General features: G+C 71.9%; 14 protein-coding genes. 9 read left to right on the forward strand and 5 right to left on the reverse strand.

All coding sequences use genetic code 11. From position 1 onward, the window contains the following. Positions 1-13 precede the first annotated feature (13 nt). Complete coding sequence (locus ACZ42A_RS34705; protein WP_468531308.1) at positions 14-442, reverse strand: secondary thiamine-phosphate synthase enzyme YjbQ; 429 nt, start codon at positions 440-442, stop codon at positions 14-16. 123 nt (positions 443-565) lie between these two features. On the opposite strand from ACZ42A_RS34705, the gene ACZ42A_RS34710 reads away from it, so the two are divergent. The 5 genes from ACZ42A_RS34710 to ACZ42A_RS34730 all read left to right on the forward strand — a co-directional run bounded on the left by ACZ42A_RS34710 (position 566) and on the right by ACZ42A_RS34730 (position 4,686). Then, positions 566-649, forward strand: coding sequence for a putative leader peptide (locus ACZ42A_RS34710; protein WP_374222749.1), 84 nt, complete (start codon positions 566-568; stop codon positions 647-649). A 182-nt stretch (positions 650-831) separates the two neighbouring features. Further along, positions 832-1,725, forward strand: coding sequence for an ABC transporter permease (locus tag ACZ42A_RS34715; RefSeq protein WP_468531309.1), 894 nt, complete (start codon positions 832-834; stop codon positions 1,723-1,725). Further along, positions 1,698-2,438 carry an ABC transporter ATP-binding protein gene (locus ACZ42A_RS34720; RefSeq protein ID WP_468531310.1) on the forward strand — a complete coding sequence of 247 codons (741 nt, stop codon included), beginning with the start codon at positions 1,698-1,700 and terminating at the stop codon, positions 2,436-2,438. The genes ACZ42A_RS34715 and ACZ42A_RS34720 overlap by 28 nt, the downstream gene beginning before the upstream one ends. Positions 2,439-2,463: 25 nt before the next feature. Next, the gene (locus ACZ42A_RS34725; RefSeq protein ID WP_468531311.1) at positions 2,464-3,498 is read left to right on the forward strand and encodes an ABC transporter substrate-binding protein; all 1,035 of its coding nucleotides are present in this window, start codon (positions 2,464-2,466) and stop codon (positions 3,496-3,498) included. Between the two features lie 72 nt (positions 3,499-3,570). Beyond that, the gene (locus ACZ42A_RS34730; RefSeq protein ID WP_468531312.1) at positions 3,571-4,686 is read left to right on the forward strand and encodes an NAD(P)-binding domain-containing protein; all 1,116 of its coding nucleotides are present in this window, start codon (positions 3,571-3,573) and stop codon (positions 4,684-4,686) included. A gap of 12 nt (positions 4,687-4,698) precedes the next feature. Here ACZ42A_RS34730 and mltG read toward each other — a convergent pair whose 3' ends face one another. After that, entirely contained in the window at positions 4,699-5,538 is an 840-nt protein-coding gene (gene mltG / locus ACZ42A_RS34735) for an endolytic transglycosylase MltG (RefSeq protein WP_468531313.1), read from the reverse strand. Positions 5,539-5,581: 43 nt separating this feature from the next. Continuing rightward, positions 5,582-7,384 carry an ABC transporter ATP-binding protein gene (locus ACZ42A_RS34740; RefSeq protein WP_468531314.1) on the reverse strand — a complete coding sequence of 601 codons (1,803 nt, stop codon included), beginning with the start codon at positions 7,382-7,384 and terminating at the stop codon, positions 5,582-5,584. A gap of 114 nt (positions 7,385-7,498) precedes the next feature. Here ACZ42A_RS34740 and ACZ42A_RS34745 point away from each other — a divergent pair, with 114 nt between their 5' ends. Next, positions 7,499-7,948, forward strand: coding sequence for a MarR family winged helix-turn-helix transcriptional regulator (locus tag ACZ42A_RS34745; protein ID WP_468531315.1), 450 nt, complete (start codon positions 7,499-7,501; stop codon positions 7,946-7,948). 75 nt (positions 7,949-8,023) lie between these two features. Here the strand turns inward: ACZ42A_RS34745 and ACZ42A_RS34750 are convergent, their stop codons facing one another. Continuing rightward, positions 8,024-9,457: a cation:dicarboxylate symporter family transporter gene (locus tag ACZ42A_RS34750; RefSeq protein WP_468531316.1), complete on the reverse strand. Its 1,434-nt coding sequence runs from the start codon at positions 9,455-9,457 to the stop codon at positions 8,024-8,026. A 196-nt stretch (positions 9,458-9,653) separates the two neighbouring features. Continuing rightward, the gene (locus tag ACZ42A_RS34755) at positions 9,654-11,273 is read right to left on the reverse strand and encodes a peptide-N4-asparagine amidase (protein WP_468531317.1); all 1,620 of its coding nucleotides are present in this window, start codon (positions 11,271-11,273) and stop codon (positions 9,654-9,656) included. Between the two features lie 192 nt (positions 11,274-11,465). Between ACZ42A_RS34755 and ACZ42A_RS34760 the strand changes: the two genes are divergently transcribed. The 3 genes from ACZ42A_RS34760 (at position 11,466) to ACZ42A_RS34770 (ending at position 15,961) form a co-directional block, all read left to right on the forward strand. Then, positions 11,466-13,334, forward strand: a complete 1,869-nt coding sequence (locus ACZ42A_RS34760; protein WP_468531318.1) for an ABC transporter transmembrane domain-containing protein — start codon at positions 11,466-11,468, stop codon at positions 13,332-13,334. Then, the gene (locus ACZ42A_RS34765) at positions 13,331-15,112 is read left to right on the forward strand and encodes an ABC transporter ATP-binding protein (protein WP_468531319.1); all 1,782 of its coding nucleotides are present in this window, start codon (positions 13,331-13,333) and stop codon (positions 15,110-15,112) included. The genes ACZ42A_RS34760 and ACZ42A_RS34765 overlap by 4 nt, the downstream gene beginning before the upstream one ends. A gap of 378 nt (positions 15,113-15,490) precedes the next feature. Next, complete coding sequence (locus ACZ42A_RS34770; RefSeq protein WP_468531320.1) at positions 15,491-15,961, forward strand: DUF5709 domain-containing protein; 471 nt, start codon at positions 15,491-15,493, stop codon at positions 15,959-15,961. The last annotated feature ends 13 nt before the right edge of the window (positions 15,962-15,974 follow it).

Raw genomic sequence — 15,974 nt, forward strand, 5'->3', positions numbered from 1 at the left:
GGCCGTACGGCGCTCAGGAGCCCGCGAGGAAACTGAGCCGGACCTGACGGTTCGGGTTGTCCCGGTTGGTGTCGACCAGACACACCGACTGCCAGGTGCCCAGTTCGAGCCGTCCGTTCAGCACGGGCAGCGTGGCGTGCGGCGGGACGATGGCGGGCAGGACGTGGTCGCGGCCGTGCCCGGGGCTGCCGTGGCGGTGCTGCCAGCGGTCGTCGGCGGGGAGCAGGGTGTGCAGGGCGGTGAGCAGGTCGTCGTCGCTGCCCGCCCCCGTTTCGATGATGGCGATGCCGGCGGTGGCGTGCGGGACGAAGACGCTGAGGAGCCCGTCGCGCCCGGCGGCCGTCTCCGCCAGGAAGGCCTCGCAGTCGCGGGTGAGGTCGACGACGGTCTCCGTGGAGCCGGAGGCGACCTGCAGCACTCGGGTGGTGAACGCATCTGACATGCCTCCATCCTGGCCCATCGGGCGCGTGCCCGGACCGACCGACCGCCCGGCTCCTGATACCGCGGGTCCAGTGGGCGAGACGCCCGTTGACCGTGACCAGGTCATCTGGCTACGTTCTGCGGCATGTTGTGTTCAGCCCTGCTCACCACGCGCGGTCACATCGACCTGCTGCGGGTGGCCTCCGCCGCGTGTCGCCGCGGCCGCTGACGCCTCTTCACCTCTTCATTCTCTCGCTGCCCTCCCCGGCTCACCTGCCTACGGGTCGCGTTCGTGTACCCGCGTTCGCTGACCGGGGCATGACGTATGACGCGTGACGCCGGGCGTCGAGGCGTACCCAGTACCCCTGTCTTCCTCCGCACCCCTGTCTCCCTCCCCCACCGTGGAGCACCATGACCATCGGCCATGCCCCACCCGATTCCACTAAGCCCGATATTTCGGGAATCCACCAAAAGGGCCCCTACGGCGACCAAGCCCCCACCCCCGGCCTCGAACCCCTCCTCCCCGCCTCCTCCCGCCGTACCCGTCTCCCCCGCTGGCTGCGCCGCACCACCGGCCCGCTCCTGCTGCTGACGCTGTGGCAGATCCTGTCCGCCACCGGCGTACTGACCTCCGACGTGCTGGCCTCCCCCGGCCGGATCGCCCAGGTCGCCGGAGATCTGATCGCCGACGGCTCGCTGCCCGCGGCCATGGGCACCTCGCTCCAGAGGGTCGCCGCCGGGCTGCTGCTCGGCACCCTCGTCGGCACCGGACTCGCCCTGGTCTCCGGTCTGTTCAGGATCGGCGAGGACCTGGTGGACGCCTCCGTGCAGATGCTGCGGACGGTTCCGTTCGTGGGGCTCATCCCGCTGTTCATCATCTGGTTCGGCATCGGCGAGGCCCCGAAGATCGCCGTCATCACGCTCGGGGTGACCTTCCCGCTCTATCTGAACGTCTACGCCGGCATCCGCGGCGTGGACGCCCAGCTGATCGAGGCCGGGGAGTCCCTGGGCCTGTCCCGGTGGGGCCTGGTACGGCACGTCGTGCTGCCGGGCGCGCTGCCCGGGGCGCTGACGGGTCTGCGCTACTCGCTCGGCATCGCCTGGCTCGCGCTGGTCTTCGCCGAGCAGATCAACGCGGACGCCGGTATCGGCTTCCTCATGGTGCAGGCACGGGACTTCCTGCGGACCGACGTGATCGTGGTCTGCCTGATCGTCTACGCCTTCCTCGGCCTGCTCGCCGATTTCGTCGTCCGCTCCCTCGAAAGGCTGCTGCTGCAATGGCGACCGACGTTCACCGGCCGGTGACCCCGGCCCGGGCCGTCCATGTGGAGGGGCTGCGCCGCTCCTTCGACGGACGTGCCGTCCTCGACGACCTCCGGCTCGATGTCCGGCCCGGCGAGTTCGTGGCCCTGCTCGGCCGCAGCGGCTGCGGCAAGTCCACGCTGCTGCGTGTGCTGGCGGGCCTCGACCGCGAGATCGAGGGCACCGTGCTGGTGCCGCGCCGCAAGGCGGTGGCCTTCCAGGCGCCGCGGCTGATGCCCTGGAAGAGGGTGTGGCGCAATGTGCTGCTCGGGCTGCCGGGCCGGCCGGAGCGCGCCGTCGCCGAGCGTGCGCTCGGCGAGGTCGGCCTGGGCCACCGTACGAACGCCTGGCCCAAGACCCTCTCCGGCGGCGAGGCACAGCGGGCCTCGCTGGCCCGGGCGCTGGTGCGCGAACCCGATCTGCTGCTGCTCGACGAGCCGTTCGGGGCGCTCGACGCGCTCACCCGGCTCAAGGCCCAGCGGCTGGTGGGCGAGGTGTGGCAGCGGCGGGGCTGCGCGGTGGTGCTGGTCACCCATGACGTCGAGGAGGCCGTGCTGCTCGCCGACCGGGTGCTCGTCATGGACGGCGGTGTCATCGCGCACGAGCAGCGGATCGACCTGGAGCGCCCGCGCGACATCACCGACCCCCGGTTCGCCGGACTGCGTGCCGGACTCCTGGAACGGCTCGGCGTCGACACCGCAGCGGAAGCCGCCTGACCACCCGATGACGAACGGAACCACCATGCGACGACGCCTCGCCCCCGCCGCCCTGCTGCTCCCGCTGGCCCTGCTGCTGACCGCCTGCGGCGGCACCTCGGCCGCCGGCACCTCGACGGGTGACGGCACCGACGGCCAGGGCTCCCTCACCTTGAACGTCGGTGACCAGAAGGGCGGTTCGGAGGCCGTCCTGCGGGCCGCCGGGGAGCTGAAGAACCTCGACTACAGGATCAAGTGGTCCACCTTCACGTCCGGTCCGCCGCTGCTGGAGGCGGTCAACGCCAAGGCCGTGGACATCGGCGGCGTCGGCAACACCCCGCCCGTCTTCGCCGCCGGCGCCGAGTCGAGGATCACGGTGGTGGCCGCCTGGCACGGCACGTCCCGGGGCGACACCATCCTCGTACCGAACGATTCGAAACTGACCGGCACCCGGGACCTCAAGGGCAGGTCGGTCGCCGTGGCGCAGGGCTCCTCCGCGCACTACCAGCTGGTCGCCTCGCTGGAGGCGGCCGGGCTGAGCTTCGCCGACGTGAAGGTCAGGTACCTTCAGCCGGCCGACGCGCTGGCCGCGTTCACCTCCGGCAAGGTCGACGCGTGGGCGGTGTGGGACCCGTACACCTCGCAGGTGCTCCAGGCGAAGCAGGGTCGCGTGCTGACCAGCGGTGACGGCATCACCAACGGCCTGACCTTCCAGGTGGCGGCGCCGGGCGCGCTGAAGGACGCGAAGAAGGCCGCGGCCGTCGAGGACTATCTGAACCGGCTGCGCCGTGCCTACGCCTGGGTGTACGACCACCCCGAGGAGTGGGCGAAGGTGTGGGCCGAGGAGACGGGTCTGCCGTACGAGGTGGCACTCGCCGCGGTGAAGCGCACCTACGCCCCCCGCGTCCCGGTCGCGGTCGACAAGCCGCTGATCGCCTCCGAGCAGAAGATCGCCGACACGTTCGCCCGGCTGAAGCTGATCCCCCGCGAGGTGGACTTCTCCCGGTTCGTGGACCCGCGGTACAACGGCGACCTCCCGGCGTCGACGAGCGCTCCCCGCGTGTACAAGGAATCCGGATGACCGTCCCGCCGGGCTGTCCTCGGGCGGACCAGGCCGGGGAAGATCCCTGACCTCGCCGCTGTTGGGAGAAGCGTGAACAGCACACACGAGGTCGAGGTAGTCGTCATAGGCGCCGGTCAGGCCGGACTGGCCGGCGCCTTTCACCTGCGCAGGTCCGGTTTCGAACCGGACCGCGACTTCGTGGTGCTGGACCACTCCCCCGGCCCGGGCGGCGCCTGGCAGTTCCGGTGGCCCTCACTGACGTACGGCAAGGTGCACGGGATGCACGCGCTGCCGGGCATGGAGCTGACGGGGGCGGATCCGGCGCGGCCGTCGTCGGAGGTGATCAGCGAGTACTTCGCCACGTACGAGCGGACCTTCGACCTGCGGGTACGGCGGCCCGTGGACGTGCGGGCCGTCCGGGAGGGTCCGGACGGGCGGCTGCTGGTGGAGTCCTCGGCGGGGACCTGGGCGACCCGGGCGCTGATCAACGCGACCGGCACCTGGGACCGCCCCTTCTGGCCGCGCTATCCGGGCCAGGAGTCCTTCCGCGGGCGGCAGTTGCACACCGCGCAGTATCCGGGGCCCGAGGAGTTCGCCGGGCAGCGGGTGGTCGTGGTGGGCGGGGGTGCCTCGGGGACGCAGCATCTGCTGGAGATCGCGCCGTACGCGGCGGCCACCACCTGGGTGACGCGCCGGCCGCCGGTGTTCCGGGAGGGGCCGTTCGACGAGAACGCGGGCCGTGCGGCGGTCGCGCTGGTCGAGGAGCGGGTGCGGCAGGGGCTGCCGCCGAAGAGTGTGGTGTCGGTCACCGGGCTGCCGCTGAACGACGCGATCCGGCAGGGGCTGGCGGACGGGGTCCTGGACCGGCAGCCGATGTTCGACCGGGTCATCCCGGAGGGGGTGGAGTGGGCATGGGGGTCCCCCCTGCTCGAGCGAAGCCGAGAGCTTGGGGGACGTCGACGCGTGGAGGCGGATGTGATCCTCTGGGCGACCGGGTTCCGGGCCGCCATCGATCACCTGGTGCCGTTGCGGCTGCGCGAGCCGGGCGGCGGTATCCGGATCGAGGGGACGCGCGCGGTCGCCGATCCGCGGATCCATCTGGTGGGCTACGGCCCGTCGGCGAGCACCATCGGCGCCAACCGGGCTGGTCGCGCTGCCGTACGGGACATCAGGCGGCTGCTGGCCGGGGAGCCGGTCGCGGCGTGATGTCCCGTCGGGTCAGCGCTTCGGGCTCTGCTTCTTCTGCTGTGCGTTGAACTCGGCCACGTTGCGCTGGTGCTCGGCGTAGTCGGCGGTGAAGCGGGTGTCGCCCGGCTTGACCGTGACGAAGTACAGCCAGTTGCCCGGCGTGGGACTGATCGCGGCACGCACCGCCTCCTCGCCCGGGTTGTCGATCGGCGTGGGCGGCAGGCCCATGCGCTGGTAGGAGTTGTAGGGGCTGTCGATGCGGGTGTCGTCCAGCGTGGTCCTCAGCGTGGACCGGTTCAGCGCGTAGTTGATGGTGGAGTCCATCTGGAGCGGCATGCCGCGCTCCAGCCGGTTGAAGATCACCCGGGCCACCTTGCCCATGTCTGCCTTGGTGGCGGCCTCGGCCTGGACGATGCTGGCGATGGTGACGGCCTGGTAGACGTTCATCGCGTTGCGCTGGGCGCCGGCGGCGATCGGGGCGCCGTTGAACTTCTTGTTCGCGGTGTCCACCATCGCCGACAGCAGCTGCTCGGGCGTGGTCTTCTCGGCCAGGGGGTACGTCGCCGGGAAGAGATAGCCCTCCGGGTTGCCCTCGGCGTCGAGCGGCAGCTTCAGATTGGCCTTGGTCAGTGACTTCTTGGTCGTTCCGGACGGCAGTTCGAGGGCCTTGTCGACGGCCTCGTAGACCTGGGACGCGCGCCAGCCCTCGGGGATGACGAGGGACGCGGGCTTCTTCTCCTCCTCGTCCTGGAGGGTCAGCAGCGGCACCGCCACGGCGGTGCCGGCCACGACGGCTCCGGAAGCGATGAGGGCCACGCGGCCCCGGCGCGTCAGTCGAATCCTGCTCCCTGGCGGAGTGTTGTTCTGCATGCGGGCACGGTAACCCGCACAACCTCACAAACCCGGCATATCGTCATCTTGTCGGCTCCAGTTGCGCATCCCGGCGCACCAGCGCCGCATAGCGCCCCTGAAGCGCCAACAGCTCCTCGTGCGTACCCCGTTCGACCGCCCGTCCGGAGTCGAGGACGACGATCTGGTCGGCACCCCGAATGGTCGACAGCCGGTGCGCGATGGTGAGGGTGGTGCGGCCCGCGGAGAGCGCGTCGATCGCCCGCTGCACCGCGTGCTCGGTGCCGGTGTCCAGGGCGCTGGTCGCCTCGTCGAGGATCAGCACCGGCGGGTCGCGCAGGATGGTCCGGGCGATGGCCAGGCGCTGCTTCTCGCCGCCGGAGAAGCGGTGGCCGCGCTCGCCGACGACCGTGTCGTAGCCGTCGGGCAGGGCGGCGATGTGGTCGTGGATCTGGGCCGCGCGGGCCGCCGCGTACAGCTCCTCGTCGGTGGCGTCGGGCTTGGCGAAGCGCAGGTTGTCGGCGACGGTCGCGTGGAAGAGGTACGTCTCCTGGGAGACCACGCCGACCGCGCGCGCGAGGGTGTCGAAGTCCAGGTCGCGCACGTCGACGCCGTCGAGGGTGACCCGGCCGCCCGTCACGTCGTACAGCCGCGGCACCAGATAGCCCAGCGTGGACTTGCCGGCGCCGGTCGGGCCGACGATCGCGAGGCTGCCGCCGGCCGGCACGGTGAGGTCGATGTCGTCGAGGACGGGGGCGCCCTCGTCGTCGTAGCGGAACGCGACGCCCTCGAAGCGGACCTCGCCCTTGACCTTGTCGAGGCGGACCGGGTGCTCGCGCTCGGTGATGTCGATCGGCAGGTCGAGATACTCGAAGATGCGCTGGAAGAGCGCGAGCGAGGTCTGGATCTGCACGCCGGTGCCGAGCAGGCTGACGGTCGGACGGAACAGGCCCTGCTGGAGGGAGACGAAGGCGACGATCGTGCCGAGGGAGACGTCGGGCCCGCCGAGGGCCAGGGCGAGGCCGGCCGTCCAGTAGATGACGGCGGGCAGCGCGGCCATGACGATCGTGATGACCGCCATCCGCCAGCGGCCCGCCATGTTCGAGCGCACCTCCAGGTCGACCAGGCGCTCGGACTCGTCGGCGAACGACTTCGTCAGCGACTCGGCGCGGCCCATGGTGCGGCCGAGCAGGATGCCGCTGACCGACAGGGACTCGGTGACCGTGGCGGCCATGGTGGCCATCTGCTTCTGGCGCTGGGTGGTGATCCTCCGGCGTTCGTTGCCCACCCGCCGGCTGATCCACACGAAGACCGGCAGCAGGAGCAGCGAGACCACGGTCAGCCGCCAGTCGAGAGCGAGCATCGCGACGATCGTCGCTGTGACGCCGGTGAGGTTGGAGACCAGCGAGGTGGCCGTGGAGGTGACGGTGGCCTGCATGCCGCCGATGTCGTTGGCGATGCGGGACTGGACCTCGCCGGTGCGGGTGCGCGTGAAGAACGCCAGCGACATGCGTTGGAGGCGGCCGTAGACCGCGGTGCGCAGATCGTGCATGACGCGCTGGCCGACGGTGGTGGAGATCAGGGTCTGCAGGACGCCGAAGACGCTGGTGAGAACGGCGCTGAGGATCATGCCGAGGGCGAGCAGGGTGAGCAGGCCGGTGCGCCGCTCGGGGATCGCGACGTCGAGGATCGCCTTCAGCAGGAAGGGTGTGGCCACCGAGACCACCGAGGAGGCGCCGACCAGCAGGCCGACGACGGCGAGCCGGCCGCGGTAGGGGCGGAAGAGCGCGAGGATCCGGCGCACCTGCCGGGGCTGTTCCTTGGCGTCGGCGGGCGGGCTCCAGACGGGTTCGTTGTCGGGGTGCATGGGCTCCTACGGAGGTGGGCGGCGGGCGGGCGCGCGGCCCACCGGAGACGATTGAGGATCGTAGCTCATTGTTACCTATACTCACAATGAATGGTGTCCTGATATTGTTCCCGTATGACCACCCCCGATCCCGACGCCCTGCTCGCCGAGCAGTTGCTGCGGCTCACCCGCCGGGTGCACCGCATCCAGAAGCGCCATCTGGAGCTGCGCGGCCTGGGTATCACCCCGGCCCAGTCCCGGCTGCTGCGCACCCTCGCGCACTACGGCTCGCCGCCCCGCATGGCCGACCTCGCCGAGCGCCTGGAGGTCGTGCCGCGAGCCGTGACCACGCTGGTCGACGGGCTGGAGGCGAGTGGGAAGGTGCGGCGGGTGCCGGATCCGGCGAACCGGCGAGTGATCCGTATAGAGCTCACGGACGACGGCCGTGACGCGCTGCGCGAACTGCGCGGCGCGCGACGGTCGGCGGCGGAGGAGATCCTGGCGCCGCTGACGGATGATCAGCGGACCGTCCTCGAGGGGTTGTTGGACACGTTGGTCGACGGGGGCGGCGAGCGGAGTTGCTGAAACCTTTCGCGAGCCGGGAACGGGAAGGCCGCGGCCACCGGAGTGGTGGCCGCGGCCTTTGTGCGCGGTGAGGCGTCAACCGGCGTCGGGAGCGGGCTCCTTGGCGGTCCGGGCCGGGACCGGCTCCGCGGTGCCGGCCTTGCGGTCCGGCTCCGTGATGCCTGCCTTGTCATCCGGCTCCGTGATGCCTGACTTGTCGTCCGGCTCCGGTACGAACGCGATCTCCCCGTTCAGGACCTTCTTCGCTCGTACGGCGTCCAGCGCGCCCTCCCAGCGGGAGACGGCGAAGACGGCGACGCAGTTGCCGAGGAGGTTGGTGGCGACGCGCATGGAGTCCATGACGCGGTCGACCCCGAGCAGCAGCGCGACCGCGCCGGCCGGGATGACGCCGAGGGAACTCGCGGTCGCGGACAGCGCGAGGAACGCCGAACCCGGCACCCCGGCCATGCCCTTGCTGGTCAGCATGAGGACGAGGACCACGGTGATCTGCTGGCCCGCGCTGAGGTCCACGCCGACCGCCTGGGCGATGAAGAGCGTGCCGACGGAGAGGTAGATCGAGGCGCCGTCCAGGTTGAAGGAGTAGCCGGTGGGCAGCACCAGGCCGACCGCGTCGTCCCGGCAGCCGGCCTGGCGCAGCTTCTGCATCATGCGCGGCATGACCGTCTCGCTGGACGCGGTGCCGAGCGCGAGCAGCATCTCCTCGCGGGTGTAGCGGACGAACTTCCACAGACTGAGCCCGGTGAGCAGCTTGAGCGCCACGGCCAGTAGGACCAGGAAGAGCGCGGCGACGGCGTAGCACAGGACGATGAGCTTGCCGTACGTCCTGATCACACCGAGGCCGTAGTTGCCGACCAGGTGGACCATCGCGCCGAAGACGGCCAGCGGGGCGAGGCGCATCACGAAGCCGACGACCGCGAAGACGACCTCCTGCGCCTGTTCGATGGCGGGCAGGATCGCGGGCACCTTGGTGTGGCCGAGGTGCAGCAGCGCGGCGCCCACCAGGCAGGCCAGGACGAGCACTTGGAGCAGCGCGTTCTCGGCGAAGGCGCCGACGAAACTCTGGGGCAGGGCGTTCAGGACGAACTCGGTTGTCGACGGCAGCGAGCCGCCCTCGGTCTTCTCGTCGACGGCCGAGGCGTCCAGCCGGGACGGGTCGACGTTCATCCCGGAGCCCGGCTGGACCACGTTGGCGGCCAGCAGTCCGATCAGCAGCGCGGCGGTGGAGGCGACCTCGAACCAGATCAGGGCCTTCAGTCCGATCCGGCCGAAGGCCTTCAGGTCACCGGCCTTGGCGATGCCGACGACGACCACACAGAACACCAGCGGTGAGATCACCGCCTTGATCAGGCGCACGAAACCGTCGCCGAGCGGCTGGAGGGCGGTGGCCGTGTCGGGCCACAGCTTTCCGACGACGATGCCGAGCACGAGGGCGCAGACGACCTGCGCGAAGAGAGAGGTACGCAGTATGCGTGCGACGCGTCGCGGGAGGGACGGTACGGACGGCGGCACGGGCACTCCTTGAGGGGGACGACGGCACACAGAAGCCCCCATGGGACTTCTGCCATACGGAAAGCGGCTTCCGCGCCGATCACTCTCGGGGTGCTCTTGATCTCGCCTGCGACCTGCGTGTGACAGGCGTGTAAATCACGCGCCATGTGACGCATCGCACACGCACATCGCACAGGCGCATCGCGCACAACTCACCTCAACAGCGCAGCCGGTCCTCGGTGAGCACGCCCTGAACGGTCGTCAGCGTGCGGTCGTAACAGCCGGACGGGCCCGCCGCGGATCCGTACAGCCGGTAGCGCTCGCTCGTCGTGCCGACCGCGTGCCGCTGGTCGCGCGGGACGTTCATGGTGTAGGTGGCGTCGCCGGTGTGGGTGTCGTCGAGCCGCGACCACGCGGTGCGCCGGCCGTCCCGCGTGGCGACGACCGTGGCCCGGTCGCCGAGGGTCAGCACTGTGCGCAACCGGTCCGCCGCGCCGAGGGTGGTCGTGCCGTCCATCGTGTACGTCCGGTGGGCGCGCGTCGTCCGGGCCGGTCCGCGTCCATCGACGGTGACCGTCTCGGCGTCGGTCCACTCGGCGTCGAGCGCGTCCGTGGTCTCGCCGTCGGTCCAGCGGTGCGCGGAGGTGTGCGCGAGGACGCGGCCGACGGTGGTGGTCACGCGGCCGTGCGAGGTGTCGACGTACCCGGAGACGGTCAGCCGGTGGCGGGCCTCGGTGTCCACACGGTGCTCCCGGCCGGGTGTGTACGTCGAGGAGTTCGCGAGGTCGCCCGTCTCGTGAACGGTGAGCGCGCCCGGGACATGGGTGCGCTTCTCGTCCTGCCAGACCAGGACGTTGACGGGGGTGCTCCAGCCGGGGCGGCCCTCGGGCACACCCACGACGGAGACCTCGATCCGGTGCGGGCGGCCGTCGTTGAGGAGTCCGGCGAAGGGCGTCAGGTCGTATGCGATCGGCTTGACGTCGAAGGCGCGCGGCCCCGGGACGACGTACCAGAGGAAGGGGTTGGACCAGCCGCCGGTCCACACGGTCGGGAACGGCGCGGCGATTCCCGCCAGTTGCCCGTCGACCCGGAGCTGGACCTCGCGGTAGGGGCCGTCGTCGGCCTGGCAGGAGTACGGCGCGGCGGACGGCACCGTCAGATACCAGTACTCCTCGCAGCCGCCGCCGGAGCCGGTGGCGTACACCTCGGCCACGATGCGCTCGCTGTTGCGCGGGGTGGTGAGGGTCGATCCGCCGGTGAGGGCGAGGACGCGGTCGGGGGTGTCCGGCGCGGCGGGTGTGCCGGCCGTGCCCTGGTAGAAGGTCAGCGTGACCTTGACGTCGATGACGCCCGTGTAGGTGTCGTCGACGACGTTGCCGATCAGCATCTCGACGTCCTGGGCGCGGCGCAGGGTGTCGCTGTAACGGGTGACGTCCTTCTCGACGGACCATTCGATGCCGTCCGGTGACGGCTGCGGGGTCGAGGTGCGGAAGATCTCCACTCCGCCGACGGTGAGGTGACCGAGGCGGTCGTACTGACGTCCCTTGACCTTGCCGTCGAGACGCAGCACCACCTTGCTCCAGCGGTCCCCGCAGTCGTCCGGCGGGGTGTAGGTGCCGCGGTAGGGGATGAAGTCACGGAACTCGGCTTCGGCGAGGGTGACTTCGCAGGACTTCGCGTCCGGCTTGGGCACAGGCGGGGCGGCGGTGACCGGGTCGTGCCAGTCGGTGCCGAACTCGGCGGGAACGTCCGCCGCTTGGGCGTCGCCCACGCCGAGCAGGGTGCTCACCACGAGGGTTGCCCCGGCGAGCATGGACATGATGAGTCGGTTTCTCATGGCGGGTGTTCTACGGCTGTTCGGGAGCGACCGCAATGAGGCACCCTCGGCCGCCTGCCGGCCTCCCTCCGGCCACGGCTTGCCTGTTCTGTGCGGTCCCGTGGAAAACCGTTTGCTATTGACCATGTCCCGACGCGACCCTTTCACGGCTTGCTGCCCCCGTTCACCCCCGACTTGAGCCACTGGGACGTCATGCAGATCCAAGACCTTCCGTATCCCGACCCGGGCGTGCCCGACGCGCGCTCGGGACCCCGATTCCTGTGGTGGCTCTTCCGCAACCAGCTGGGCGGCCAACTGAAGTCGCTGGCCTGGGGCCTGCTGCACTTCGTGTCCGTCTCCGCGCTGCCCTTCTGTGTCGGATTCGCCGTCCAGGCCGTCGTCGACCGCTCCGGCTCCCGGCTCGCCCTGGCGGGCGGGCTGCTGGTGCTGTGCGGCCTCGGCATCGCGGTCGGCGACACCTTCCTGCACCGCGCCGCCGTCACCAACTGGATCACCGCGGCCGCCCGCGTCCAGCAGCTGCTGGCCCGCAAGGCCGCGCAGCTGGGCGCGGCGCTGACCCGGCGGGTCGCGGCCGGCGAGGTGGTGGCCGTCTCCACGGGTGACGTCGAGAAGATCGGCTGGTTCGTGGAGGCCGTCTCCCGGTTCACCGCCGCCGCGCTCACCGTGGTGCTGGTCGCCGTCGGCCTGGTCGTCTACCAGCCCGCGCTCGGGGTGGTCGTCGCGGTGGGCCTGCCGGTGCTGGCGCTCGCGGTGCTGCCGCTGCTGCCCCGGGCAACCAGGCGCGCCGACATCCAGCGCGAGAAGGCGGGCCGGGCCACCGAGCTGGCCTCCGACACCGTGGCCGGACTGCGGGTGCTGCGCGGCATCGGCGGCGAGGAACTGTTCCTCGACCGCTACCGCCGCGCCTCCCAGGAGGTCCGCCACGCGGCCGTGCGCAGCGCCCGGATGTGGTCGCTGATCTCGGCGATCCAGGTGCTGCTGCCCGGACTGCTGCTGATCTCGGTCGTCTGGTACGGCGTCCGCCTGGCCCGCGAGGGCCGGATCAGCGTCGGCGAGCTGGTCACCGTCTACAGCTCCGTCATGATCATGACTTATCCGCTGCGGCACTTCGAGGAGATCGCGATGGCGTACTCCTTCTCGCGCCCCTCGGCCCGGCGGGCCGCGCGCGTGCTGTCGCTGGAGCGGGCCACCGCCACCGGTGGGTCGCGCGCCGCCGACCTGCCCTCCGGCGATCTGTACGACCCGGACACCGGTCTGCTCGCCCCCGCGGGCCGGCTGACCGCCGTGGTGTGCGGCGACCCGGACGCGGCGGGACGGCTGGCGGAGCGGCTCGGCGGACACCCCGCCGAGGCGGGGACGTCCGTGCTGCTCGGCGGGGTGCCGCTGGACGAACTGCCGCTCGACACCGCGCGCACGGCCGTCCTCGTCCAGGACAAGGATCCCGTCCTGCTCTCCGGCACCCTGCGGGATCTGCTCGACGTGCCCTCCTCGGGTGCGGTCCGCGCCGCGGACGCGCTCGCGGCCGCACAGTGCGCGGATGTGCTGGCGGCGCTCGCCCAGAGCTCGCTGGACGTCGAGGACCCGCTGGACGCCCGGATCACCGAACGCGGCCGGTCCCTCTCGGGAGGCCAGCGCCAGCGGCTCGCGCTGGCCCGGTCGCTGCTCACCGACCCGGAGGTGCTGGTCCTGGACGAGCCGACCTCCGCCGTCGACTCCCACACCGAGGCCCGCATCGCCGAGGGTCTGCGGAACCTGCGGGACGGCCGCACCACAGTCGTCTTCACCTCGTCACCGCTGCTGCTGGACCGCGCGGACCGGGTGGTGCTGGTCCACGAGGGCGAGGTCGCGGCGGTCGGGCTGCACCGGCAGCTGGTGCGCGAGGAGCCGCGGTACCGGGCGGTGGTGACCCGTGAGACCGACGACGAGACGGGTGACGGGACCACCGTGAAGCGCCTCGACGACGAGACGGCTAACGGGACCGCCGTGAAGCGCCTCGAGGACGAGGTGCTCGACGAACTCGACGAACTGAACGAACTGGAAGAGATCGAGGAGACCGCATGATCGGCGTGGCGCCACCGGACTACGACCCGGCGGCCCCGACCACGGCGAGCACTCTGCCCGTCGGCGCCCCCGCGACCGTACGCGCCTACGTGGCCGAACTGTTCCGCCGGCACCGCCGTGCCTTCCTGCTCCTCATCGGCGTGAACACCGTCGCCGTGGTCGCCTCGATGGCGGGCCCCTATCTGCTGGGCGGGCTCGTCGAGCGGGTGACGGACGGTGACCGGGAGCTGCACCTGGGCCTCACGGCGACGCTGTTCGTCGTGGCGCTGGTCGTCCAGGCCGCGTTCGTGCGGGAGGTGCGGCTGCGCGGGGCGATGCTCGGCGAGCGGATGCTGGCCGATCTGCGCGAGGACTTCCTCGTCCGGTCGGTCGGACTGCCGCCGGGTGTCCTGGAACGGGCCGGCACCGGCGATCTGCTCTCCCGGATCACCACCGACATCGACCGGCTCGCCAACGCCATGCGCGAGGCCGTGCCCCAGCTGGCCATCGGGGTGGTGTGGGCCGGGCTGCTGCTGGGCGGACTGGTCGTCACGGCACCGCCGCTGGCCGCCGCGGTGCTGCTCGCCCTGCCGCTGCTGGTGACCGGCTGCCGCTGGTACTTCCGCCGGGCGCCCTCCGCCTACCGGTCCGAGTCCGCCGGGTACGCCGCCGTGGCCGCGGCGCTCGCCGAGACCGTGGACGCCGGGCGCACCATCGAGGCGCACCGGCTGGGCCGACGGCGCGTGGAGCTGTCGGAGCGGCGGATTCGCGAGTGGACGGCCTGGGAGCGCTACACCATGTGGCTGCGGTCGGTGCTCTTCCCGGTCATCAACCTCACCCATGTGACGGTCCTCGGTTCGGTGCTGTTGGTCGGCGGGGTGTTCGTCCTGGAGGGCTGGATCGGCGTCGGGCAGCTCACCACGGGTGCGCTGATCGCCCAGATGCTGGTCGACCCGGTGGGGCTGATCCTGCGCTGGTACGACGAGCTGCAGGTGGCCCAGGTGTCGCTGGCGCGGCTGGTCGGGGTCCGCGACATCGAGCCGGACGCCGGGGACGCGTCCGTGCTGCCGGACGGCCGGGACGTGCACGCCGACCGGGTCCACTTCGGCTACCTCGAGGGCGTGGACGTGCTGCGCAAGGTGTCCCTGGAGGTGGCTCCCGGCACCCGGCTGGCGCTGGTCGGTCCCTCGGGCGCGGGCAAGTCCACGCTGGGCCGGCTGCTCGCCGGGATCTACGCGCCCCGCGACGGCCGGATCACCCTCGGCGGCGCCGAGCTGTCCCGCATGCCGGCCGAGCGGGTCCGCTCCCATGTGGCGCTGGTCAACCAGGAGCACCACGTCTTCGTGGGCTCCCTGCGCGACAACCTCCTGCTCGCCCGGACCGACGCCGTGGACGCCGAGCTGTGGGCGGCCCTCGGCGCGGTGGACGCGGACGGGTGGGCGCGGGCCCTGGACGACGGCCTGGACACCGAGGTCGGCTCGGGCGGGTTCACGCTGACGCCGGCGCAGGCCCAGCAGATCGCCCTGGCCCGGCTGGTGCTGGCCGACCCGCACACCCTGGTGCTGGACGAGGCGACGTCCCTGCTGGACCCCCGCGCCGCCCGCCATCTGGAACGCTCCCTGGCCCGCGTCCTGGACGGCCGCACGGTCGTCGCCATCGCCCACCGCCTGCACACCGCCCACGACGCCGACGTCATCGCCGTCGTCGAGGACGGCCGGATCAGCGAGCTGGGCAGCCACCAGGACCTGGTCGCCGCGGACGGAGCGTACGCGGCGCTGTGGCGGTCGTGGCACGGGTGAGACGAGGGGCACCCGGCCGGGGGCGTAGCGGCGGGTGCCGGCCGGCGGCGTAGGGCGGGGGCGGACGGCGGCGTAGGGCCGGGGCCGATCCCGACGGCGTAGGGCGGGGGCCGATCCCGACGGCGGCAGCCCGCGCCCCGGGACGGCGGCATGCGCCGACGGGGCGGGCCGTCCCCGGGCGCGGCCCCGGGGCCCCACCCCCAGGCCCTTGCCGTTGCGCGGTTCCGAACAGGGGTGGAAGTCTGGATAGCGGCGGCACCGGCTCGGGGGCGCGCCCGCAGCGCGTGGCGGGCGAAGCCTGTGTCCCCGGCACGGACGGTCGCGGTCCGCCGCCCACCGCGGTGAGAACCGCCCCGTCCCCACCCCCTGGAGGTACCCGTGAACAGCGCCGACGGATGGGGAGACGACGTCTACCAGCCCGACGCGTCCGACCAACGCGAGGACACGGGCGTGCTCGACGCGGAGGACACCCTCGAGTACGACGGTGTCGACGATCCCCTCGACCGGGGCTGGTCCCCTCCGGAGCGACCGTGGGCGGTGGAGCACACCGGGGTGACGGCGGCCGAGCGCCACGCCGGCGAGACCCTGGACCAGCGGCTGGCCGAGGAGCAGCCCGACATCACCGTGCCGGACGGCGACGGCCTCGGCGACTCCGCGGACACGGACGGCGAACTCCTGGACAACGAGGTCGGCGCCGCCCGCTCGGGCCGTCTCGTCGCCCCCGACGAAGGCGCGCACGAGGACGACGAGGCCGCGCTGGTCGCCACGGACGTCGGGATCGACGGCGCCGCCGCCTCCGCCGAGGAGGCCGCGGTGCACATCGTGGACGAGGAGTCCCTGTCCGGCTGACCCCGCCGTCACC

The organism is Streptomyces sp. NPDC030838, from assembly GCF_055572035.1.

What these genes read in the sequence shown, in the direction of transcription:
- ACZ42A_RS34745 (WP_468531315.1), top strand. Translation starts at nt 7,499, where the DNA reads ATGACCACCCCCGATCCCGACGCCCTGCTCGCCGAGCAGTTGCTGCGG.
- ACZ42A_RS34760 (WP_468531318.1), top strand. Translation starts at nt 11,466, where the DNA reads ATGCAGATCCAAGACCTTCCGTATCCCGACCCGGGCGTGCCCGACGCG.
- ACZ42A_RS34740 (WP_468531314.1), bottom strand. Translation starts at nt 7,384, where the DNA reads ATGCACCCCGACAACGAACCCGTCTGGAGCCCGCCCGCCGACGCCAAG.
- mltG (WP_468531313.1), bottom strand. Translation starts at nt 5,538, where the DNA reads ATGCAGAACAACACTCCGCCAGGGAGCAGGATTCGACTGACGCGCCGG.
- ACZ42A_RS34765 (WP_468531319.1), top strand. Translation starts at nt 13,331, where the DNA reads ATGATCGGCGTGGCGCCACCGGACTACGACCCGGCGGCCCCGACCACG.
- ACZ42A_RS34705 (WP_468531308.1), bottom strand. Translation starts at nt 442, where the DNA reads ATGTCAGATGCGTTCACCACCCGAGTGCTGCAGGTCGCCTCCGGCTCC.
- ACZ42A_RS34715 (WP_468531309.1), top strand. Translation starts at nt 832, where the DNA reads ATGACCATCGGCCATGCCCCACCCGATTCCACTAAGCCCGATATTTCG.
- ACZ42A_RS34725 (WP_468531311.1), top strand. Translation starts at nt 2,464, where the DNA reads ATGCGACGACGCCTCGCCCCCGCCGCCCTGCTGCTCCCGCTGGCCCTG.
- ACZ42A_RS34720 (WP_468531310.1), top strand. Translation starts at nt 1,698, where the DNA reads ATGGCGACCGACGTTCACCGGCCGGTGACCCCGGCCCGGGCCGTCCAT.
- ACZ42A_RS34710 (WP_374222749.1), top strand. Translation starts at nt 566, where the DNA reads ATGTTGTGTTCAGCCCTGCTCACCACGCGCGGTCACATCGACCTGCTG.
- ACZ42A_RS34755 (WP_468531317.1), bottom strand. Translation starts at nt 11,273, where the DNA reads ATGAGAAACCGACTCATCATGTCCATGCTCGCCGGGGCAACCCTCGTG.